Consider the following 22,861-nt stretch of genomic DNA (forward strand, 5'->3'; position numbering starts at 1 on the left):
CTGCGCTGCACGGCGGCGTTGGCGCAACCGGCCTGCGATCAGCAGGTCGAAAGATTGACCTGCCCCGCAGGTCTAGTCAACCGCAACGGCGCCGCTCGCTGCATCGGGCAACACCAGTTGCACATGGACCAGACGCCCGCCCTCGGCACGCGACAGCAACAGCTGACGTCCCTGGCTCAGCTCGACTTTTTCACCGATCCGCACCGATGCGCCGGCGGTGGCGTCGTAGAGCTCGGGCATCGCCTCGTTGACCAGATACCAGTGGCCCTCGTGCAACACGAAATAGCCCACCCGTCGCCGCTGCTCGACGGCCAGCTTCTCATTGGGTGCGACATGGCGATTGACGTGCCAGGGAAACAGCGACTGCCCCGTATACACCACCAGGCGATGATTTTCCGGCCGAAACTGTCCCGGCGTATGCGTGGAGAAATACAGGTCCAGCACCGGCAGCGCATTGGGATACGGCGTTGCGCAGAACGGGCAGCGCGGCCGCGACGTATTGTCGAAGACGTACCACCCTTGCTCGCAGCGGACATTGCTGCATGGCTGCAGCAGATCGACGGTACGTACCAGCGCATTCTCCCACTCCAAGGCCTGCGGCCGCTGCTGCGGATCATGCAGCCCTGCGGTAAACACGCGCAGAAACAGCGGCGCCAGGTAGGGGCCGGTCAACGTATACGGCCGCGTGGTGGTATCGGCCCAGGGCAGTTCGCTGCTGCGCACATCACTCAAACGCACGCGATTGGACCCATCGAGCGGATCCTCCACAAACAGCGCCCGTTCGCCCATCGCCAGCTCTTCGTCGCGCGTGGCATCCGGGTCGTGCATCTTGCCGCCACGCAACGGATGGCGATACAGCAGGTACATGTAGATCAGGGTGGCCAGCGCATGCAGGTCGGTCTGGATACACGGCAGGCGACGCTGCGAGTCGTGCTTGGGCAGGCTGGCGGTGGCCACGACCTCCGGCGCGATGAAGTCCGGTGTGCCGACCACGTCCGGCGGATACTTCCCCGGTACCACCAGTCCATCGATATCGATGATGCAGGCGTTGCCGCCGACAGGGTCGATCAACACGTTCTTGTAGGACAGGTCCGAATGCGCCAGGCCGGCCATATGCAGGCGGCGGACGGCGCGCGCGATCAGCAGGCAGATGCGCAGATGGCTGGCCCAGTTACCCAGCTCGCGCGGGTCCAGGTACTTGCTGCGGTTATTGGCGGAGGCAAACCATTTGCCTTCCTTCTCGCGCCCAGCGATCTGCAGCACGTCGCCATTGCGCGAGCCATGTTCGAAAAAGAAGTGCCGCGCATACATTGGTGCGACCAGGCCAAAGCGGCCGTTCCATTCCAGGGTGCGTTGCGGCCAGCAGAACATGCCGTTCCAGTACTCGCCGCCCACCTGATTGAAGATGCCGTCGCGGAAGCGGCCAGCAATGTTGGCGATGCGCTCGCGCACATTGGCATCGGGGGGCTGGCGAAAGAACAGCACCACATAGCTGCCATCCACGCTGAAATAGCAGTCCTTCAACCCGCCGCTGCCACGCAGCTGATCGTAGAACTCGACCGTACTTCCATCGTGGGCAGTGGTGTGGACGATGGCAGCGGTCATGGTGCGCGCTCGGTCTGGATCATCAGCAAAGTGCGATCGTCGTGCTCGCCCGGATACCAGAAGCCCAGATAGTCCACCAGCACCTCCGGCAGGGCCGCGATGTCCTGCACGGCGGATAGCGGCGGCGCGATATCGGTCTGCCACCAGTGCTGCCACTGCACCGGGTCCTGCAAGGCGCGCTCGGTGCCGAACTTGGGGTCAGACACGCCATCGCTCATCAGGATCACCTTGGCGCCGGCAGGCAGCCATACACAGCGCAGGCGCCCCTGTACGGCCGCCTGCGGATCGCCGGCCAACGCATCGGAAAGGAAGAACCTGGTTTGACCGGAGTATTCGCCGGCGTCGGCATGCCCGAGCAACTGCACCTGCCCGGTGGCAGCGTCGTAGGCCGCCGCGGCTCCATCGCCGATCCAGTAGCTGAGCACCAGCAGCTGCTCGCCGCAGGGCCGCACGGCAGTCAGCATCAACGTCGAGGCCAGTGCACTTTCATCCACGCCAAGCAGGGTGGCGTGCTGGACCAGGGCCTGGCTGGCCGAGACCAGGCTGGCGCACACGGCCTGCAACAGACGTGGTTGCACCCTGGGCAGGACCTCGGCGTGCTGCGGCCACTGCAGCGCCTGGCTGCGCGCCCAGCATTCGATGCCATCCATGTGCGCCGCCAGCGTGGTGACGGCATGCCGCGTCAGCAGCTCCGAGCCGCGTCGCGACAGCGGCGCCGACCCGGCGCCGTCTGCAACCGCGCAGACCAGCCAGCGTGCATCTTGGTCGGTGGCAATGGCGAAATCGTCTTCGCGGAAACTGGCCGCATTTGCGTGTGACCGCCCACGCACACTGGCAGCGACCACCTGCGCACCGGCAATCTGCGCGTGCGCCGTTGCGGTATGCGGTTTACGCAGGCCCAAGGCCGCGTCCGGCTCACGCTGTTTCCACAGCGCGCGCGGGTCGGGATTGACCAGCAAGCTGGCCACGCCGGCATGGACTGGAGCGCCCCCTGCCGCATCGACCGGCACGAACCGCGCGACAAAATGCATTTCTTCACCGGTCGCCGCGGCTGTGCTCGGCACACCGGACAGGACGCCGTCCGCTGCGTCGAAGCGCAAGCCGCTTCCCTGAAGGCCATCGACCGCCATCAGGCGATACTGAAGCTGGGGCCGCTGCGGATCGCTGACTGGCGTGGCCTGGGCGCGATACGGCGTACCCGCGGTAGCGTTGGCAAATCGCCAACGCAGCGCCGTTGCTGTGGGCGCGGTGGTGGCGGGAGCCACGAAGAGCGCATCGACCGCCCCCCCCGAAGCGGACACCGGTCCGACAGGAGCATCCCTAGCCAGCGTGATCGATTCGACCTGGGACTGCCCGCCTTGACCCGGTACCGCTGCAATCTGCGCCTCGGCTGTCGCGGAAGGAGCGGGCGGCGGCGTGGATGCCAATGCAGCCGCAAGCGGCGGCGCCAGGCGCAAGGCGGTGGCGTCGAGCCAATGCAGCAACTCCAGCACCGGCGCTTCCTGCAGCAGCTGCCGGAGCAGGGCCGGTTCCGGCGCAACGCCGTGCTGACCGAGGTAGCTGCCAAGCACCTCGGCCAGAGCAGCCTGCGCCTGCACGTGCGCCGGCGGCGCCGGTGGTGGCAATGGCGACATCAGCTAGCCCCGCGCACGCGAGATTTCGACCGACTCCCCATCGGCGAAACAGCCGAAGTAGGCGCGTTGCTGGCACCATGGGCAGGTCTGCTCTCCTTCCCCGGCAACGCAGAACGTATTGCCGCAGGAACACATCGCAAATCCGATCCGGTTACCGCAATGCGGGCAACTTGGCGTGCCGAAGATCTGATCCGACTCCACCGTAGCGAAGTTGGGCGCCTCTGAAGACATCTCGAAATAGCTGTTCTTGACCGGATAGCAGCCCACCAGCCGATACGTGGTGGCGCTGAGTTGCGCGCTGCCGACATCGAAGGATTGATGCATCGGCTCGTAGCGCGAGATATACGGCAATTCGCTACGTTGGCACTTGGACACGAAGTACGCGTTGGACTCGTCGACGCGCTCCATCGGCTTGTCCAGATTGAGCTTCTTCAGAATCGACACGTCGGCGTCCGGTAGCTGCTCTTCCTTGGTCACATCACCCACGCTACGGCTACGCGCCTGTACCGATTGCGTGACCCAGGCGATGAAGCGCTGGAACGCACCGTCGCTGCTGTCATCGAGCGTCAGCACCTTATCGGCATCGGTGAACTGGCTGAGCACTCCCAGGTCGGCATTGCGCCCGATCGAGACCGCAACCAATGAGACGCGGCTGGCGTAGTGCTGCTGCCAGCGGGACAGGGCCGGCGCGATATCGTCGGTTGGCTTTCCATCGGTGATCAGGAAGGCGATCGGCTTCCAGTCGCCCTTGCGCTCAGGGGTATTGCGGTAGACCGAGGCATCCACCTCGTCCATCAGATAGTTCATTGCCCTGCCCAGCGAGGTTCCGCCGCCCGCCGGCAGGCTGGGCACGACCACGCTCGTCAGTTCGGTCAGCGGAAGCAACCGGCGCACTTGGCCGGCGAAGGCGATGATCGAAATCCACGCGGTTTCCAGCGCGTGCGGATCGGTCCGTAACGTCGCCACGATATGCGACAGGCCTTCTTCGAGCCGATATAGGTTTTCCCCGATCATTGACTCGGAGACGTCGAGCAGGAAATAGATCGGAAGGCGACGCATCTCAGACTCCGCAACGAAGACAGCGATTCAACAACGCGGCAACCGCAGTTACAGCACCAGCTGGATTTCGCTCGGCGGTGGCGGCAGCGCCGTGCCCTCCGGGGTGCCCTGGCTCCGGCTGCCACCGCTGACCGCTGCGGACACCCACTTGAAGAAGCTGGTGAACGACGCGCTGTCCAGCGTATCCAGCGCAAACACATTAGCGGTGAACATGGACAGGTAAGTCGACTTGGCCTTGGGACCTGCCGCGCAAGCGATGATGTTGGCAAAGTTGCGCTTGCGCAGTTCGGGAATCTGCTCTTCGAACACCTGCAGATCGGTAGGACTGCCATCGGTCATCACGAACAGCAACGGTGCCCAATCGCCCTTGGCATCTTCACTGGAACGACGCACTTCCAGATCCACACGCTCGCAGACATGCTCCAGCGCCTTGCCGAGCATGGTGGGACCAGAATCGGGGGTTGTGATCTCCGGCAATTGCAGCTGGTCCAGTGGCGTCAGCGGCAGGATGGTCTTGACGTCCGCATCGAAGGTCATCAGGCAGATGTGCACGCTCTCCAGGGCCGATGGATCCTGCCGCAGCGATGTCACCAGGGCACGCAGCCCGACATTGACCGCAGCGATCGGCTCGCCGCGCATGGATCCGGAAGTATCGAGTAGCAAGTAGACTGGCAAACGACGCATGACTTCACCTGATAAGAGGAAATGCGGGAAAGAGGCCGGCTCATCGTGCAGGCACTTTGGCCAGACAGGTAGCCGGCGCAGCGCGCCGCGCCGGTGCCGGCCAGTCCGGCGTGGCGCGACGCTGTGGACATGGCCGCACCAGCGTCGCTCCCTGCCGAAAACAGCGAACGACAGTCGGCTACGCGTTGTCGCCAGCAGGGTGCAGCTTGCGGTAGCGGATCGAGGACCACACCGAGGCCGCGATGAAGGCCACACCGATCAGGCCGGTCAGCACTTCCGGTACATGGTGCACCGTGCCGATGAGCATGATGATCGCCAGCACGCCGATGGCGTAATGCGCGCCGTGCTCCAGGAACACGAATTCGTCGAGCGTGCCCTTGTGCACAAGATAGACCGTCATCGAGCGCACGAACATCGCGCCGATTGCCAGGCCCAGCATGATGATCACCACGTCGCGGGTGATCGCGAACGCGCCGATGACCCCGTCGAACGAGAAAGAGGCATCCAGCACTTCCAGATACAGGAACGCGGCCACGCCCGAGCGCTTGGCGACGCTGACACCGCCCTCATCCTCCTCGGACTCGAACAGCGCATCCACGCTATCGACCAGCAGGTACAGCAGGATGCCGCCCATACCGGCGAACAGCACGCTCTGGAAGATGTCCTGCGGCAGGAACAGCTTGGTCCCCAACAGCACGGCGACCGCGACGATCACGGACATGGCATCGGCCTTGCCCAGCTTGCCGACCAGGCGTTCCACCGGCCCCAGCCAGTGCAGCTCGCGATCACGATCGAACAGGAAGTTGAGGAACACCAGCAGCAGGAACATGCCGCCGAAAGCCGCAATCGAAGGGTAATGGTCGGTCAGCACCTGGCTGTATTTTTCCGGCTCGTTGAGCGCAAGATCGATCACCGGCATCAAGCCCATGCCGGTCGCCACCGACACGATCACGATCGGGAACACCAATCGCATGCCGAACACGGCGATCAGGATACCGACGGTCAAAAACAGCTTCCGCCAGAATTCGCTCATGTGCTTGAGCACGCCGGCGTTGACCACCGCATTGTCGAAGGACAGCGAGACCTCGAGCACGCTCAGGACCGCGCATAGCCACAACGCCTGCCATACCCCCATGCTGGAGTTATGGCCCCACCACGCCGCGGCACCCAGACAAAGTGCGGTAATGACGAACGACATTCTGAAATCACGAAACATTGAAACTCCCGACAGTGCTGAGACTAAAACGAGCGGTCACGACCTTGGCACGTAGGCAATGCCTACGCGTTTCGAGACGAAGCGAACAAAAAGGGGAATGCCACGTACCACTGCGTCGCGCCTGCCCACTGGCTTGATCCGCCCGTGGTGTGGCAAATCGCACTCCGGTGACGCGTGCGCATCTGGCACTGCGGCAGGGCTGAGGAGCGTCGGCCGATCATCGCCTTCCAACATGACATCGTCCATGAAATCGGAATCGGCTGCGGGTGGAATCCCGTGCAGCGAGAGTCTACGGCCATTCACAGCCCAGTACCAGCGAGGCCCTGCCTGCGCCTCAGCCGGCCACCGGCAGTGTCACCGCCATCAGGGTCGCATCGTCCGGATCCGGGCGGACCCCGAAGCCCAGGCTCTGGCACATCGCCAGCATGGTGCGGTTCTCGCGCAGCACCTGGCCTTCGATCTGCTTCAGGCCCAGCCAGCGCGCGTACTCGATCATGATGCGCATCAGCTGCCAGCCGATGCCGTGGCCCTTGAGGTCGGAGCGGATCAGGATGCCGTACTCGCCGCGCGCGTAGTCGGCGTCGGCATGCAGGCGCACCGCGCCGAGCATGTCGCCGGTCTTGGGGTCGATGGCCACCAACGCGATCGAGCGCGCGTAGTCCAGCTGGGTCAGGCGGGCGATGAATTCGTGGCTGAAATGCTTGACCGACTGGAAGAAGCGCAGCCGCAGGTCTTCGTCGGTGACCCGCGCGAAGAACGCGCGGAACAGCGCATCGTCTTCCGGGCGGACCGGGCGTACCAGCGCATGGGTACCGTCGCCGAGTGCGATCTGGCGTTCCCATTCCTTCGGATACGGGAAAATCGCAAAGCGCGGATGGCCGCGGCCCTTGTGCAGCCTGCGCAGCGGCGACACCGCCACGCGCGCGTCCAGCGCGATCACGCCATCGCGGTCGGCCAGCAGCGGGTTGATGTCCAGCTCGGTGATTTCGGGGATGTCGGCGGCCAGCTGCGCCAGCTTGACCAGCACCAGCGCCACCGCGCGCTCGTCGGCGGCCGGCACGTCGCGGTAGGCCTTGAGGATGCGCGAGACCCGCGTGCGCCCGATCAGCTCGTGGGCCAGCCGCAAGTCCAGCGGCGGCAGCGCCAGCTCGCGGTCGTTGATGACCTCCACCGCAGTGCCGCCACGGCCGAACACGATCGCCGGGCCGAACACCGGGTCGTCGGCGATGCCGGCGATCAGTTCGCGCGCCTTGGGCCGCAGCACCGTGGGCTGCACGATCACCCCTTCGATCAGCGCAGTGGGGTGCGCGGCGCGCGCACGCGCCAGGATGCCGGTGGCCGCTTCGCGCACCGCCGCCACGCTGGACAGGTTCAGGCGCACGCCATCCACATCGGACTTGTGCGCGATGTCGCTGGACAACACCTTCAAGGTCACCGTGCGGCCGACAGCCAATAACGGGTCGGCCAGCAAGGCGGCCTCGTTGGCGGTGGCGGCCACCTGCAGCGGCACGATCGGGATGCCGTAGGCGGCCAGCAGGCGGTTGGTGGCGACCGGGTCCAGCCAGCGCCGGCCGGCCGCCAAGGCGTCGTCGACCACCGCGCGGGCGATGGCCGCATCCACCACGAAATCTTCCGGCAGGCTGGGCGGGGTTTCCATCAACGCCGCCTGCGCCTCGCGGTAGCGCACCAGGTGGGTGAAGCCGCGCACCGCATCCGATTCGGTCGCATAGGTGGGCACCCGCGCCGCATTGAGCGCGGCAATGGCTGCATCGTCCTGGCCCAGCCACACCGCAAACACCGGCTTTTCGCGCTGGTAGCGGTTGCGTTGGTCCAGCGCGCGGGTCAGCGCCTTGGCCGCATCGGCCGAGGAGGTGAACGCGGTGGGCACGTTGACCACCAGCAGCGCGTCGTTCTCCGGGTCGTCCAGCAAGGCTTCGATCGCCGCGGCATACCGCGGCCCATCGGCATCGACGATGATGTCCACCGGATTGCTGCGCGACCATCCTTGCGGCAACGACTGGTCCAGCCGCTCCAGGGTCTTGGCCGACAACTCGGCCAGGGTGCCGCCGCGCAGCACCAGCTGGTCCACCGCCAGCTGCCCCACCCCGCCGCCATTGCTCAAGATGGCCAGCCGACGGCCGGGAAAACTGCCGAGCCGGCCCAGCGTTTCGGCGGCGGCGAACAATTCGTCCAGCGCGCCCACCCGCAACAGGCCGGCACGCGCGAATGCCGCGCCATACACCGCATCCGAGCCGGCCAGCGCCTGCGCATGCGTATCGGCATTGGGATTGATGCGGAACTGGCGCCCCGACTTGACCACCACCACCGGCTTGGCGCGCGCGGCGGCGCGCGCGGCCGACATGAACTTGCGCGCATCGCCGATGCGTTCGACATACAGCAGGATGGCGCGGGTGCGGTAGTCGGTGGCGAAGTAGTCGAGCAGGTCGCCGAAATCCACATCCAGCGTATCGCCCAGCGACACCACCGCCGAGAACCCCACCGAGCGCGCCACGCCCCACTCCACCAGCGCCGCGGCAATGGCGCTGGATTCGGAGATCAGCGCCAGATCGCCGGCCTGCGGGCAGTGCGCGGCGATGCTGGCATTGAGACGCGCATGCGGGGCGATCACGCCCAGGCAATGCGGGCCGAGGATGCGCATGCCCTTTGCCCGCGCGGCCGCTTCCATGCGCGCGGCCGGCGAGCCGGGGCCGCTGCCCAGCCCGGCGGTGAGGATGATCGCCGCGGCCACCCCGCGCCGCGCGGCGATGGAGACGATGCGCGGCACGATGCGCGCCGGCGCGGTGATCACCACCAGGTCCGGCACCCACGGCAGATCGGTCAACCGCGCCACCGTGCGCACGCCGTCGATCTCGGTATAGCGCGGGCTCACCCAGCCGATCTGCCCGGGAAACCCGGCCGCGCGCAGGTTGCGCACCACCGCCCGCCCGGCCGAGCGATCGCGCGGACTGCCGCCCACCACCGCCACGGTGGTGGGGCGAAAGACCTGCTGCAGGTGGTAGGTACTCATCGTGCGGGAGAGAGCAATGCCATCGCGCTACGGTACACGCACTGCCGTGCGAGGGCATGGGGCAAGGTTGGCGAACGCAAGATGGCGGGGCGGCCGACGGGTGCGCGAGCCCCCTGCGGCCAGGGACCTGGCGTAGCGATCTTGCCGCATGGCCGTCGTCGACAATCGTCGATCGTTTCTGACGAAGACCGTTCGGGCTGGCGATCCATTTGGCTGGTCAGTGCACCACGGCCTGCATCGTCGTCATGCCTGCCGCAGCGCAGCGCGGTGCCCGGCCTGTCGATGCCTGGCTACTTTGAAAGTGTCGGGGTCGATGTACGGCACTGCGGGGTGCCGTATGCCACAGCGTAGGGTTCGTCATAGCACTTGATCAGGCCATCGACGACATCCAGGTTTGGTGGCCAGCGTATTTTCATCTCAGCTCGGCCCTTCGCGGCTGGAAAAACCATATAGCCATCCTGCAGCGGCGGCGCATCCTTGGCCTGCGGATAGGGCACCGTCGCAAGCCGCGCACGTACGGCATCCAGACTGGCGCGGTCGCGTTTGAGGAACGCGAGCATCGCATCCACATACAAATTCCAGCCGGCCAGATCCTGGGCGGCTGGCTTGTAAGACTTTTCGAACAAGGCGATCGCCTGTGCCGTTTGACCAGCCTCTGCACGCATCTGGCCTTCGTGCCAGGTCACTACGCCGCCAGTGATCGCATGCGCCAGGCGATACTCGCGCAGCAGGTCGGCTGCCGCCACGGTGCAGCCGGGGCGGTCGGCGATGGTGCGCCAGCCGCCCTGCATATCTTGGTCGAAGGCGTTCTCATCCAGCGCCAGCATGGCGGCGCGATCATAGACGCAGGCCGGTGGATGGGCCTGTTCGGCCCATCCTGGCTGCGACATGGCCACCAGCAACGCCCCCGCCCCAAGTACATGCCGCAGCGCCTTATTGCCCATCGCGATCTCCTTATCGCCTGTGTTGGCAAACCTTACAACAACGTGCCACTCAAGATCGCCGCGGCAATGCTGAAATAGATCACCAGCCCGGTGACATCCACCAAGGTGGCCACGAACGGCGCCGAGGCACTGGCCGGGTCGAAGCCGAGCCGTTGCAGCACGAATGGCAGCATCGAGCCGGAGAGCGAACCGAAGGTGACGATGCCGATCAGCGCCGCACCGATGGTCAGCGCCACCATCTGCCAGTGCGGGCCGTAGTCGTACAGGCCGGCGGTCTGCCAGATGGTGATGCGCACGATCGCCAGGATGCCCAGGATGGTGCCCAGGGTGAGCCCGGTCGGCAGCTCGCGCAGCGCCACCTTCCACCAGTCGCCCAGGCGGATTTCGCGCAAGGCCAGCGAGCGGATCAGCAGCGAGGTGGCCTGCGAGCCGGAGTTGCCGCCCGAGCTCATGATCAACGGAATGAACAGGGTCAGCACCACTGCCTTGGACAACTCGTCCTCGAAGTGCTGCATCGCACTGGCGGTGAGCATTTCGCCCAGGAACAGCACGCTCAACCAGCCGGCGCGCTTCCTGATCATCTGGCCGAAGCCGATCTGCATGTAGGGCTTGTCCAGCGCTTCCATGCCGCCGAACTTGTGCACGTCTTCGGTGGATTCGGCGATCAATGCGTCGAGCACGTCATCCACAGTGACGATGCCCAGCACGTGGCCGTGCGCATCCACCACCGGGATCGCCAGCAGGTCGTGGCGGCGGATCAGGCGCGCGACTTCTTCCTGGTCAAGTGCCGGGTCCACCGTGACCGGCGGGTTGACCTGCGCCACCTCCAGGATCGGCGCATCCGGCGCGCCGGTGATCAGCCGGCGCATGGTGACCACCTGCTGCAGCACGCGGGTCTGCGGGTCGAGCAGATAGATGGCGTAGACGGTCTCGCGGCTGCGCTCCACTTCCCGGATGTGCTGCAAGGTGCGGCCCACTGTCCAGTCGGCAGGCACCGCCACGAATTCAGTGGTCATCAGCGCGCCGGCGGTGTTGGGCGGATAGCGCATCAGCGCCTGGATCGACAACCGCGCTTCGGCACTGAGCAGCCACAGCAGCGGCTGGCGCTGCTCGGCATCCAGACCATGGAAGATGTCGGTGGCGCGGTCGTCGGCCATCTGCCCGAGCAAGGATGCGGCCTGCTCGGCCGGCAGCAGCGCGACCAGCGCGCTGGCGGCGTGCAGCTCGGGCTGTTCGAGCACTTTCACCGCACGCGGCTGCGGCAGCGCGGCCAGCACCTGTGCGGCGGCGTCGCGGTCGAGGGTGTTGAGGTATTCCACCGCATCGGCCGTGTTGAAGTCGGCCATGGGTGCGATCAAGGCATCGACGCCTTGGGCAAGGCGCAGGGTTTCGTTGTACATGGTGGTTCGCCTGGTGACGACCGTCGTCGATGACAGCCGGCGAACCTGAGCCTCAGGCGCGCGCCAGCTGGGTCATCGACCCGGGTCTAGGGTGACTGTCGCTGGACATGGGTAAGGGCTCCGAAAGGTGCGCACCGACCGGTGATCCGGGCGGCAGCGCGGCGCAGTCTGCGCGCCTGCGCCCGCCTGGTCAATGCCCTGCGCAGGCCATGCTCAGCGGGCGTCCAGGCGGACGCCACGGCGCAGGCTCCGGCATGCCGGCAACGACTGCATCGCACACGATGACCGGCCGCCTGCCACCCACCGAGACGTTGTGTCATTGCCCGCAACGGTGGCTTGCATGCACGCGTGCATGCCCGGCGATGCGGCTCGCTGATGTGGAACGACGTGGTGAATCTGTTCCAGCGAGGCGATGCTGCCGGCTTGCATCACCGACGCAGAGCACACCGCCAATCCACACCGTTGCACGCAGCGCACGCCGATCCGGGCCAGCAGCTGCACGCCGGCGGCATAATGCGCACCTCAACGGAGAACGTACATGCATAGCGGCGGTCTGGAACTGGCTCTGGTGCTGATGCTGGCCGCCATCGTGGCGGTGCCGGTCTTCAAGCGCTTCGGCCTGGGCGCGGTGCTGGCCTATCTGGTCGCCGGCGTGGTGCTGGGCCCGGATGGCGTGGGCGTGGTGCAGGACGCCGAGCGCATCAGCGGCGCGGCCGAGATCGGCGTGGTGATGCTGCTGTTCGTGATTGGCCTGGAGCTCTCCCCGGCCCGCCTGAAGGTGATGCGCCACTCGGTGTTCGGCGCCGGCGCCACCCAGGTGGTGGTGACTGCCACGATCCTGGGCGGCCTGCTGATGCTGGGCAACCTGGGCTGGAAAACCGCGCTCATCGTCGGCGTGGCGCTGGCGTTATCGTCCACTGCGGTAGGCCTGCAGCTGCTGGCCGAGCGCAAGGCGCTGGGCAGCGACTACGGGCGCCTGGCCTTTGCCATCCTGCTGTTTCAGGATCTGATCGCGATCCCGTTGCTGGCGGCCATTCCACTGCTCGGTGGCAGCAAGAACGCCACCCTTGCCTGGCCGGATGTGGCCAAGGCGATGGCCGCGCTGGCCCTGGTGATCCTGTTCGGGCGCTTCGTGCTGCGCTACCTGTTCAACATGGTGGCGCGCACGCGCATGCCGGAGGTGTTCACCGCCAGCGCGTTGCTGGTGGTGCTGGGCACCGCGTGGATCATGCAGGAAGCCGGGCTGAGCGCCAGCCTGGGCGCCTTCATCGCCGGCGTGCTGCTGGCCGATTCGGAATTCCGCCACGAACTCGAATCGCAGATCGAACCGTTCGAAGGTTTGCTGCTGGGCCTGTTCTTCATTTCGGTGGGCATGGGCATCGACCTCAATCGCGTGGCTGCCGAGCCGGGATTGATCGCCGCCGGCGTTGCGATCTTGCTGGTGGTGAAGTTCTCGCTGCTGGTCGGCATCGGCAGCGTCGCCAAACTGCCGCTACGCAGCAGCCTGATGCTGGGCAGCGTGTTGTGGCTGGGTGGCGAATTCGCGTTTGTGGTGTTCAACGAAGCCGATCGCGTCGGCCTGCTGGACCCGGCCAATCATGACCGCCTGGTGGCCATCGTCGGTGTCTCGATGGCCCTGACGCCCGTGTTGCTGCTCGGTATGCAGCGCCTGCTCAACGGACCGCTGCGCGTGCAGGCGCCCAAGTCCGAGCGCCCCTTCGACACCATCGATGCGCAGTCGCCGCAGGTGCTGATCGCGGGCGTGGGCCGTTTTGGCCAGGTGGTGGCACGCCTGCTCACCTCGCGCCACGTGCCGTTCGTGGCACTGGAACACAATCCCGACACGGTGGCAGATATCCGCCGCTTCGGCGGCGAACTGTATTACGGCGACCCGACCCGGCCGGAGCTGCTGCGCGCCGCCGGTGCCGACCGCATCAAGGTGTTCGTAATCACGTTGGACGACCCGGAAACCAACATCAAGACGGTGCGCATGATCCGCCGCCTCTACCCGCAGGCCACCGTGCTGGCGCGTGCGCGCAACCGCCAGCACGCCTGGAAACTGATGGACCTGGGCGCCGAACCGTTCCGCGAAGTCTTCGCCACCAGCCTGGAACTGGGCGGACGTGTGCTGACCTCGCTCGGTGTGGCCGATGCGCTCGCACGAGAACACGTCGAGCGCTTTCGCAAGCACGACGAAGACCTGATGCGCGCCCAGCACCTGGTCTACGACGACGAGGCCAAGGTGATCCAGACCTCGCGCGACGCGCGCGAGGACCTGATGAATCTGTTTGAAGCCGACGTCAAGGCGGATGTGGATGGGGATGATGACGCGGTGGCGGCGACGCGGAAGACGTAAAAAAATGCATGCGTTGCCTCCGCGATTAACACATCCGCTGCCTGATTCCGTGCCGCAAACCGCTACGATAAAGCAGCGAGCTAGCCTCGACACGCCGTAAGCTCCCCCGTCAAGCAGGCACTTCAAAAGTAGAGCTTTCGGCGTGCTTGTTGCGGTACTCGACCGGGGTCATTCCGCCGAGCGAATCATGGGATCTTGCTTCGTTGTAGTCGATCATCCACCAGTGGGCGGCTTCGCGCACATCGTCGAGGCAGGCGAAGAAATTCAGGTCGAGCACTTCCTCGCGGAACGTGCGATTGAAGCGCTCAATGAAGGCATTCTGATTTGGCTTTCCCGGCTGGATGTACTGCAGTGCGACGCCATTCGTCTTGAGCCAGCTGGTGAACGCTTCGCCCAGGAACTCGGGGCCGTTGTCCGAGCGCACCACCTGCGGCAAGCCATGATCGCGTTTGATCTGCTCGAACACACGCACAAGCCGTTGCGAGTTGATCGAGGTGTCAACCTCGATGTGCAGCGCCTCGCGATTGAAGTCATCCACCACGTTGAAGGTGCGAAAGCGTCGTCCGCATGCCAGCGCATCGCTCATGAAGTCGACCGACCAGACCGTGTCTGGCAGCCTCGGCACGTAGAGCGGCACCCGCTCACGCTTGGGAAGGCGACGCTTTGCAGCGCGGCGTAGGTTGAGCTTCATGGCCTTGTAAACGCGATAGATGCGTTTGGGATTCCAGCCTGGTTGCTGCTTGCGAAGGTAGTCGCTGCACTTCCAGAAGCCACGACTGGGGTGCGCTTCAACGTAACGCGCGATCTCGGCAATCAGCTCGGCATCGCGCACCGTCCAGTCCAGAGGCGGTGCGTACCAGGCGGCACGCGACAGCCCGACGCATGCACAGGACCGGCGCAACGGCCGCGCGTGGACCTCGATAAGGAACCGCACCGCCTCGCGCTTACGCGCCGGCCCTAGAGTTTTTTTGCGATCAGGTCCTTCATTGCCGCGTTGTCGAGCGCCAACTCGGCGTACATCCGTTTGAGCTTGGCGTTCTCGGACTCGAGCTCCTTGACCCGCAGCAGCTCGGACGCCTCCAAGCCGCCGTACTTGCTCTTCCACTGGTAATAGGTCGCCGTGCTGATGCCGACTTGGCGACAGATGTCTTTGACTGGAACGCCTGCGTCAGCCTGCTTGAGCGTGGCGATGATCTGTGTCTCGGTGAACTTCGATGTGCGCATGGAACCTCCTGACTTGGGAACGATGCCAGAAAGATCTACTTATGCGGTGTCTGCCGATCGGGGGAGCTTACGCTTCAGGCTCCAGTTCCACACGGCAACGTCGCGGGCGGCATCGACGACAACACGCGGGCTGCCGAGGTGGTCGGGTTCGATGTAGTGCAGTTGACTGTCGTTGGCCAGCAGGCCCGCCGGCAGGTCGTCCAGCCAGATCGCTTGTTGCTTGGGTGCAGTATTGGTTTCGGGAGAACCGAAGTCAGATCGGCCTCATAAGTCAACCTGACCCCGTTCCCCGGAACCTTAGAGGAAAATGTTATCGAAAAAGCGTAACTACGATAACCACCAAACCTAGAAAAGAAACAATCGCCCCCGACGCCTTCTTCTGTGCTGGCGCTATGATCGACGCAATCACACCTGCTACGATAACAGCCAGCACCAGCACCGTAACTATTAAGGCTCTTTCTGCCATCGGAAACCAGCTTGCCGAACAGCTCTGAATGGTTAATGCATAGTCTTTTTGGGATAACTCGGTTACCCCTTCAGTCAACCTGTAATGGCGGGGACAGAAGTGCAGTATAAAATATCGAGAAGGGTATATTAATAGCAATGTCGCCACAAAGCAGATAGCAACCGATGGAATTAGAGCAATCCATCGTAGCCTTGTCATTATAGTCAGCTTATTCATCGTCCGCCAGCCGGAAAATTTCGCATGACTCCTGGGGAGAGATAATTCTTTGTGTGATAGTAGGGCACTTTCCCCAAATACCTGTAATGCCGTTATTGCTGTACCACATGTATTGCGTCGCACCCGAAGTGGGTGTTCTGTATTTTCTGGAAAATTGCTCTGCAATTGAATTTTCTCCTTGCCCAGAGCGACAACCCTTAAACTCTACTGGTTCTCCCTGCGTCCAGCCCGCACGCTTGAGCACCTGAGCTATTCCGTCTACATCGAGCTTGTTCGTCTGCCCAGAACTCTGATCAAGAATTCTGTCTGGTCCCATATGCCCATAGACTGACCATACCCCTGGGGTCTCAGTATCGACCGATGCCCCCTGATAGAAAACATTGGCACCTGGTGTAAATAAGACAAGCTTTTCCAGTCCGTACGGATCAACATAGCCGACCGGATTCCCCTCAACATAGGCATATGTACTAATCCCTCCAACCAGCCCAATCGGATCACTCTGCCCATACCGACCAGTAGCAGCATCGTAATCGCGGAAGTAGTTCTGATTGAACCCGCTCGCTGCATCAAACCGCTGCCCTGGGAAGCGCATGTCGAAGACCATCGCGGTGCCATCCCCATCCGGATCCTGGTTGGGCGCAGTGTTGCCGAAGGCTTCGCCCTTCAGGCTCCAGTTCCACACGGCAACGTCGCGGGCGGCATCGACGACAACACGCGGGCTGCCGAGGCGGTCGGGTTCGATGTAGTGCAGTTGACCGCCGTTGGCCAGCAGGCCCACCGGCAGGTCGTCCAGCCAGATCGCTTGTTGCTTGGGTGCAGTATTGGTTTCGGGAGAACCGAAGTCAGATCGGCCTCATAAGTCAACCTGACCCCGTTCCTCGATAAGTCAACCTGACCCAGTTCCCCGCTTTTACATAAGCAAATGTACTGATTCCCCCATCCAATCCAATCGGATCACTCTGCCCATACCGACCTGTCGCCGCATCGTAATCACGGAAGTAGTTCTGGTTGAACCCGCTCGCTGCATCAAAGCGCTGCCCTGGGAACCGCATGCCGAACACCATCGTGGTGCCGTCTCCATCCGGATCCTGGTTGGGCGCGGTGTTGCCGAAGGCTTCGCCCTTCAGGCTCCAACTCCACACGGCAACGTCGTGGGCGGCATCGACGACAACGCGGGGGCTGCCGAGGTGGTCGGGTTCGATGTAGTGCAGTTGACCGCCGTTGGCCAACAGGCCCACCGGCAGTAGGTGCGCGCCACGCCTGCGATTGCACTGAGGCGGTGATTGGTGGTTGGATAGGTGTAGGTCTGCGTGGCACCACCGATTTTGGAACTCTAACTTAACCCGACCCCATTATTGCAGATCCTGTTGTTGCTTAACACGCTGGCTACCTTCGCCAGTTGGCTGGCAGGAATGGGCTGCGAAGCCACCGGCATCGCGCACTGGCTATCGCCCCGTACCAGCACACGCAAACTCTATTCGACGCTGCGTGTCGGCCGCGAGACATTGGTCAGGCGTTGGCCGATGGAACCTGTCTCACGCTGGCTAGAAAGCTTGCGCACATTGCCCGACGCAGTGCGCGAACAGATGACGCTGGTGCCGTAAAAATGTGGGGATACCTAAGAACCTGACCCCGTTCTTTCGAACCTGTCTCACGCTGGCTGGAACGCTTGCGCACACTGCCCGACGCAGCGCGTGCGCAGATGAGGTTGGTGCTGTAAAACGTGGGGATACCTAAGAATCCGGCCCCATTTACTGTTGTTGCAGCAACAGGCCGCGGGCTGCTAAACACGAAGCCCCGCACTTGGCGGGGCTTCGATCTTCATTTGGCGCCAGCCGCTGTGCGGATTGCGCTCTACCGGCCTTACGCGTGCTTCAGCAACCGTTTGACATCTTTGGGCCTGACCTTACTGCACCGGATCATGTGGTCGCAGTAATCACCGACAGTTCGGATCGTGAACTGCCCCGTACCGAATTCTTTCGTGATTGCCCTATCCGCAACATCGCGAATGTCGTCATTGACCTGATCAAGCTCGTTACTCCGAAAATCAGAGACGAAGCTCGCCGCGAGGTCAGTGCCGAACCTTAGATCAGGGCTCAACTTGGTTACTGGCAAGTGAAAAATTTCGGCCAGCCTTGCGATAGCACTGGCCCGTATCATTTGCTCCAACGCATCCATGGTGTCCCCCTACTTACAGCTACAATCATCTTCAGTTGAAATCGCATCTACTGCCGCTTTGACTTCAATCGTCAGGTCATAGAACCCTTCGAAGATTAGTGCGCCAGTCGCAGCTACACCGAGCGCCTTTCCGCCGACAGTCCGACCGAGCTCACGCAGGTCCCTAATCCCTGTTCTGCCTGCCCACCGGCTGAGCTGACTCGTGTAAGGATTCAGCTGACTTTTCGGAACGCCCAGACCCCTGAGCTCAGATGGGGTTTTTGGCATTGTACCAGCACCCAACGTAATTCCAAGAGTCGCCGCAGTTTTTCCTAGATCGAATCTGTTTTCTTCAATGTCATTCACAAACTGATCGAAGTTAAAGCAAAGCAATCCCAGCGGATCGATGTTCGAGACTGGATTTCCCCCGACATAGGCATAGGTGCTTGTCCCGCCTTCCAATCCAATCGGATCACTCTGCCCATACCGACCTGTAGCCGCATCGTAATCGCGGAAGTAGTTCTGGTTGAACCCGCTCGCTGCATCAAACCGCTGCCCTGGGAATCGCATGTCGAACACCATCGCGGTGCCGTCTCCATCCGGATCCTGGTTGGGTGCGGTGTTGCCGAAGGCTTCGCCCTTCAGGCTCCAGTTCCACACGGCAACGTCGCGCGCGGCATCGACGACCACACGGGGGCTGCCGAGGTGGTCGGGTTCGATGTAGTGCAGTTGACCGCCGTTGGCCAGCAGGCCCACCGGCAGGTCGTCCAGCCAGATCGCTTGCTGCTTGGGTGCGCCGTTGGTGTCGTAGTCGCCGAGCCAGTGGCCGGCCTCGTCGTAAAGCGTATAGGTGTTGGTGGTGCCCAGATAACGGCGTACCTGCTCGCCTCGGCCGTTGTAGCGATAATTCATGACCGCGACGCCTGCGCGCTTGGCCTGGGTCATGCGGCCGGTGGTGTCGTACAGGTACTCGCGTGCCTTGCCGCCGATGGTGAGGGTGTTGCCCATCTTGTCGTAGGTGCGCGCCACGCCTGCGACTGCGCTCAGGCGGTGGTTGGTCGTCGGATAGGTGTAAGCCTGGGTGGCGCCGCCGACCTTGGCACTCAGGCGGTTGCCGGTGCCATCGTAGCTGTAGCCGTCAATCACGGTATTGGCGGCGCCGTCTTTCAGCGCTGTGAGCCGACCGAGAGCGTCGTAATCCAGTCGTAGCTCTGGTGTCGGATTGCCAGCCCGGGTCAGAGCGGTGAGGTCGCCAACCGCATCGAAGCCGAAGCCGATTTCCAAGCCGCCTGCGCGGGTGTCTTGGATGCTGCGGGGGCGGTAATCAAGATCGTACATGCGCGCCAGCTTGCGGCCGTTACCGTAGGTCCAGCCGGAGGATGGGCCGAACGGATAGTAGGTCGCTCCACTCAGCAGACGTTGGCGGCTGCCGCCTTGTGCCGTCACTCCAACCTCGGTCGTCTGGCCTTGCGCGTTGCGGACGTAATCGACCGTGGTGCCGTCCGGGTAGACCATCGACCGAAGGCGGCCGCCAGGCGTGTAGTCGTAGCGCAACACCAACACCTTGCCGTTGACCGTCTGCACCTTGCGCACCACCTCGCCGAAGCGGTTGTAGCAGTACTGGGTGGTACCGCTGCCATCCTGGAGCTTGGCCAGGCGCCCGACGGTGAACGTCTCACCGCTGGCGCACACGCTCTGCGTGACGTCATAGGTATAGCTGACATTGAAGGCGGCGGTTGGGTAGCTGATGCTCAGGACACGGTTGAGCGCGTCGTAGCCATAGGTGGACGTGATGCCGCGTGCATCGGTCTGCGTGGCGCGGTTGCCGGCACTGTCGTAGGTATAGCTGGTGACGCCGGTATCCGGGCTGGTCAATTTCAAGATATCGCCGAAGCCGTTGTACGTGTAGCGGGTGTCCAGGCGTTTGGGATCCTTGACCTGCAACGGGCGATCCTGCGTGTCGTAACCCACGTTGGTTTCAGCCTTGATGCCATCGACATCCTGCAACGTATGCTTAAGTCGGCCGAGTGGGTCGTGCTCTTGCTGGGTGCTACGGCCGAATGCGTCTGTGATCAAGCGCAAGTTGCCGTTTGCATCGTAGGCGTAGTCGGTGGGATTTGCGGCCGCGTCCGCCTGTGTTTCCAGTTGGCCCAACTTGTTGTAAATGCGGCTCAAGCTGCGCTTGAGCGCACCTTGAGCGTCCTTGGTCTGCTCCTCCAGGCGATTGCCAGCGTTATCGAGCACGTAATGGAGGGTGTTGCCCAGCGTATCGGTGATATCGGTAAGGCGTTGGGCCTGGTCGTAGACAAAGGTCGCGTAGCTGCCATCGGGCTGGGTGATGCGTTTGACCAAGCCGGTGGGCCAATACTCGAAGGTGGTGACGCGATTCTGCGCGGACGTCGCGCCATGCGCCGTGGTCGATGCCAACCAACCACGCGGGTGGTAGGTGTAATCGGTCAGCACCCCGTTTTCGTCAACGACAGAAAGAACGCGGCCTGCTGCGTCATAGCTCAGATTCTCGCGGATCTGGCCGCGGGCGTTGATGGTCTGCTTGAGGTCGCCCTTGCGATACGGGCACGGTCCGGTGCCGGTCTCGCATCCTGCGGCATCGATGGCGTAATAGTTGTAGGTCGTACGGTCGTCGATATCCGTGCGCGGGCCATCGATGGACTTTAGATAGCCCACGACCGGGCAGGTGCTACCTACTGCGGCGACATCGGACGCCTCGCAGTAGATGTAAGCCACATCGCGCCTCTCGCTTGACGTTGCGCCAGTTATCGACACTTGAATGGGCTGAAGCCGATCGTTGCGGGTGTAGGAAATGGTGCGTCCGGCACTTTGGATCGAAAGCACCCGGTTGGAGCCGGCGGTCGTCCGGGTCGTGGTCGTACGTTCTTGCGGAAGTGCAGACGCTTCCTGGACGGTGTGGACATTGATATCCACGCCATTCTCGGTCAGCTCCGAATAGCCATGCTTGGTCTGCACCCCAAGCTTGTCGGTCGAAGCGCTGAGTCTCCTGCGATAGTCAGTCGCCTGATCGTAATAGGCGTAGCTCATCGTGCCGTCGCTTTCTGCCATGGATGCGATCTTCGGAGATTCGCCGCCCGCAGGTGTCATGGTGTAATCAACCCTGCTGCCCAGCGCATCGGTGACCGCGGTGCCGGTGGACGAATACGCGAGCGTGACGCCATCGACGCCGCCAGCATGCTGGCTGGAGATTGCGCGGCCGGCATCGTCATAGGCAAAGGTACTGAAGCGCTGGCCGTCTTCCGTGGTAACGCCGGTCAGGTGCCGGGGAAAGCGCGTGTCCTCGTAGTGATAGGTTCGGCCCTTGCCATCGGCATAGGTTACGGTGACCAAGCGCTGTTGATCGTAGCCGTAGCTGGCGAGCTGTACGCCAGCGGCCATGACACCAGTGATCAGCGCGGCGTCGCTATCGTCGGCATAGACCAGTTCAATGGAGCGGCCCTGCAGCGAGGCAATGCTCTGCAGCCGGCCGCGCGCGTTGTAGGCATACACCAGCCCGTTGCCGTCCTCTGCGATGCGCGAGATCAGCTTGCCCTGGGCGTCGAAGGTGTAGATGGCGTTCTGGCGATACAATACCCATTGATTGCCATTGACGATGATGCGCTCGCCGGAGCCATTGGCAGCGCGATAGTCCGAGCCCACTTTGCGGAACGGCACGGCGTAACCGCTGCCCTCCACCAGGCCCAACGCGTCGCCCTGGACTGTCAGATGCAGGCTGTGCGAGAAAGTCCAGCCTGGTCCAAACCCTCCAGCGTTCAGTGCAATGCCCGAATGGTAGTAACGCGTCAGGGCGAGCCAGCCCAGATCGAAATCACGCTCGGCCTGGAATTTTTCGCCGGTCTTGACGTCGCAGGGATTGCCGACCATGCCGGAGTTGCTGCCGCCTGGCTGACCCTCACACTGCGGGGCGGTGACTTCGATCGTCGCCAAGATGTCCTTATTCGCGCAGGCTTGTTCGCTGATGTACCAGTTGGTAGGAGGCTTGGGACAGTCTGTCCGCTTTTGCCGGGCTATGGATGTAGTGTAGTTATAGCTAACGCTGCAATCGCTTGAAAATACATAGGCGGTGTAATATCTAGCCTGCATTTCCATACCCAGGTCGTACTCTGGGTATGGGCCTGCTTGCGCAATCCATCCGCCTTGCGGGGCGACGGACGCGGTCCCACATTGGGGCGCCTGTTCGCTCAACTTCTGCACTAGCACTGCAACGGCTTCTTCTTCCGTTGGAATCTTCGATCTGTCCCTTGCGATATAGGTCCAATCTTCGTTGTTCGCCTTCGCGCGCCCCATCCAATAGGTGATCAGCATCTTTCCGTCTTCCCTGACTATCTGGTCCTTGATAGTGTCGACGTACTGATAAGCATCCGGCGCGTATTGCGGCCCAGGGATCGCCTTGATCGCTGCCTCTGCCTGCGCTTGGGTGTCGTAGACTCCGCGGGACGCCCCTTGCGCATCGCGCACAAGAAATTGCGGTTTCTTTTCTTGGGCAGATACAGGAGGGGAAACCAAGAAAAGGCAGAGCATCGCCATGAGCAGCGCGGAGCGCATGGAGCCAGTCTCTTTCTGGTTACGGTGCGGAGCGGTCATTGCAAGTCCTTGCAAAAAGTCAATCGATCCAATCGAGTCAAATGCTGCAGACGGCAGCATCGGTCTGGCCGCCCATCGGTCTGGCCGCCCATCGGTCTGGCCGCCCATCGGGCTGACCTGGTGTCATCAATTTCCTCATGGGGCATGCTGGCCGCATGGGCAATGCTCTTCATCATCCCTGAGAGAGGCAGCGCGAAAAACGGGATACACACGTATCGCATATGACAATCCTTGTCAGCACAGGCTGCGATAGTACGT

At 63.1% G+C, this 22,861-nt stretch carries 11 protein-coding genes and 3 pseudogenes; 2 read left to right on the forward strand and 12 right to left on the reverse strand.

Going from position 1 to position 22,861, the window contains the following annotated elements; translation table 11 throughout:
- Positions 1 to 72: 72 nt before the first annotated feature.
- From VZ068_RS20075 to mgtE, 8 genes are all read right to left on the reverse strand, one after another.
- A complete protein-coding gene (locus tag VZ068_RS20075; RefSeq protein ID WP_349656288.1) occupies positions 73 to 1,605 on the reverse strand; it encodes a kinase in 1,533 nt (510 codons plus the stop codon).
- Positions 1,602 to 3,239, reverse strand: coding sequence for a protein phosphatase 2C domain-containing protein (locus VZ068_RS20080; protein ID WP_349656289.1), 1,638 nt, complete (start codon positions 3,237 to 3,239; stop codon positions 1,602 to 1,604). Before VZ068_RS20080 ends, VZ068_RS20075 begins: the two co-directional genes overlap by 4 nt.
- Positions 3,240 to 3,242: 3 nt before the next feature.
- The gene (locus VZ068_RS20085; RefSeq protein WP_259167141.1) at positions 3,243 to 4,298 is read right to left on the reverse strand and encodes a TerY-C metal binding domain-containing protein; all 1,056 of its coding nucleotides are present in this window, start codon (positions 4,296 to 4,298) and stop codon (positions 3,243 to 3,245) included.
- Between the two features lie 48 nt (positions 4,299 to 4,346).
- Positions 4,347 to 4,982: a VWA domain-containing protein gene (locus VZ068_RS20090; protein WP_046963568.1), complete on the reverse strand. Its 636-nt coding sequence runs from the start codon at positions 4,980 to 4,982 to the stop codon at positions 4,347 to 4,349.
- Between the two features lie 178 nt (positions 4,983 to 5,160).
- Positions 5,161 to 6,198, reverse strand: a complete 1,038-nt coding sequence (locus VZ068_RS20095; RefSeq protein WP_349656290.1) for a DUF475 domain-containing protein — start codon at positions 6,196 to 6,198, stop codon at positions 5,161 to 5,163.
- A 334-nt stretch (positions 6,199 to 6,532) separates the two neighbouring features.
- Positions 6,533 to 9,226 (reverse strand): bifunctional acetate--CoA ligase family protein/GNAT family N-acetyltransferase, encoded by a 2,694-nt coding sequence (locus tag VZ068_RS20100; protein WP_349656291.1) that lies wholly within the window; start codon positions 9,224 to 9,226, stop codon positions 6,533 to 6,535.
- 290 nt (positions 9,227 to 9,516) lie between these two features.
- A complete protein-coding gene (locus VZ068_RS20105) occupies positions 9,517 to 10,170 on the reverse strand; it encodes a hypothetical protein (protein WP_349656292.1) in 654 nt (217 codons plus the stop codon).
- Between the two features lie 32 nt (positions 10,171 to 10,202).
- Positions 10,203 to 11,570 carry a magnesium transporter gene (gene mgtE / locus VZ068_RS20110; RefSeq protein ID WP_349656293.1) on the reverse strand — a complete coding sequence of 456 codons (1,368 nt, stop codon included), beginning with the start codon at positions 11,568 to 11,570 and terminating at the stop codon, positions 10,203 to 10,205.
- Between the two features lie 538 nt (positions 11,571 to 12,108).
- On the opposite strand from mgtE, the gene VZ068_RS20115 reads away from it, so the two are divergent.
- Positions 12,109 to 13,926 carry a monovalent cation:proton antiporter-2 (CPA2) family protein gene (locus VZ068_RS20115; protein WP_349656294.1) on the forward strand — a complete coding sequence of 606 codons (1,818 nt, stop codon included), beginning with the start codon at positions 12,109 to 12,111 and terminating at the stop codon, positions 13,924 to 13,926.
- 109 nt (positions 13,927 to 14,035) lie between these two features.
- Here VZ068_RS20115 and VZ068_RS20120 read toward each other — a convergent pair.
- The 3 genes and pseudogenes from VZ068_RS20120 to VZ068_RS20130 all read right to left on the reverse strand — a co-directional run.
- A protein-coding gene (locus tag VZ068_RS20120) for an IS3 family transposase (RefSeq protein ID WP_184409677.1) occupies positions 14,036 to 15,150 on the reverse strand; the annotation gives its coding sequence in 2 pieces (ribosomal slippage) (positions 14,036 to 14,898 and positions 14,898 to 15,150; 1,116 coding nt in all).
- Positions 15,151 to 15,824: 674 nt separating this feature from the next.
- Positions 15,825 to 16,661: pseudogene (locus tag VZ068_RS20125) on the reverse strand (RHS repeat-associated core domain-containing protein); the annotation flags it as partial.
- Between the two features lie 85 nt (positions 16,662 to 16,746).
- Positions 16,747 to 17,165: pseudogene (locus tag VZ068_RS20130) on the reverse strand (RHS repeat-associated core domain-containing protein); the annotation flags it as partial.
- Between the two features lie 22 nt (positions 17,166 to 17,187).
- Here VZ068_RS20130 and VZ068_RS20135 point away from each other — a divergent pair.
- Positions 17,188 to 17,436, forward strand: a pseudogene (locus tag VZ068_RS20135) (IS4 family transposase); the annotation flags it as partial.
- A 583-nt stretch (positions 17,437 to 18,019) separates the two neighbouring features.
- On the opposite strand, the gene VZ068_RS20140 reads toward VZ068_RS20135, so the two are convergent.
- The gene (locus VZ068_RS20140) at positions 18,020 to 22,603 is read right to left on the reverse strand and encodes an RHS repeat-associated core domain-containing protein (protein ID WP_349656295.1); all 4,584 of its coding nucleotides are present in this window, start codon (positions 22,601 to 22,603) and stop codon (positions 18,020 to 18,022) included.
- Positions 22,604 to 22,861: the final 258 nt, after the last annotated feature.

The organism is Xanthomonas sp. 10-10 (assembly GCF_040182365.1).
In the GTDB taxonomy this organism is placed as follows: Bacteria; Pseudomonadota; Gammaproteobacteria; order Xanthomonadales; family Xanthomonadaceae; genus Xanthomonas; species Xanthomonas arboricola_F.

What these genes read in the sequence shown, in the direction of transcription:
- VZ068_RS20075 (WP_349656288.1), bottom strand. Translation starts at nt 1,605, where the DNA reads ATGACCGCTGCCATCGTCCACACCACTGCCCACGATGGAAGTACGGTC.
- VZ068_RS20080 (WP_349656289.1), bottom strand. Translation starts at nt 3,239, where the DNA reads ATGTCGCCATTGCCACCACCGGCGCCGCCGGCGCACGTGCAGGCGCAG.
- VZ068_RS20085 (WP_259167141.1), bottom strand. Translation starts at nt 4,298, where the DNA reads ATGCGTCGCCTTCCGATCTATTTCCTGCTCGACGTCTCCGAGTCAATG.
- VZ068_RS20090 (WP_046963568.1), bottom strand. Translation starts at nt 4,982, where the DNA reads ATGCGTCGTTTGCCAGTCTACTTGCTACTCGATACTTCCGGATCCATG.
- VZ068_RS20095 (WP_349656290.1), bottom strand. Translation starts at nt 6,198, where the DNA reads ATGTTTCGTGATTTCAGAATGTCGTTCGTCATTACCGCACTTTGTCTG.
- VZ068_RS20100 (WP_349656291.1), bottom strand. Translation starts at nt 9,226, where the DNA reads ATGAGTACCTACCACCTGCAGCAGGTCTTTCGCCCCACCACCGTGGCG.
- VZ068_RS20105 (WP_349656292.1), bottom strand. Translation starts at nt 10,170, where the DNA reads ATGGGCAATAAGGCGCTGCGGCATGTACTTGGGGCGGGGGCGTTGCTG.
- mgtE (WP_349656293.1), bottom strand. Translation starts at nt 11,570, where the DNA reads ATGTACAACGAAACCCTGCGCCTTGCCCAAGGCGTCGATGCCTTGATC.
- VZ068_RS20115 (WP_349656294.1), top strand. Translation starts at nt 12,109, where the DNA reads ATGCATAGCGGCGGTCTGGAACTGGCTCTGGTGCTGATGCTGGCCGCC.
- VZ068_RS20140 (WP_349656295.1), bottom strand. Translation starts at nt 22,603, where the DNA reads ATGACCGCTCCGCACCGTAACCAGAAAGAGACTGGCTCCATGCGCTCC.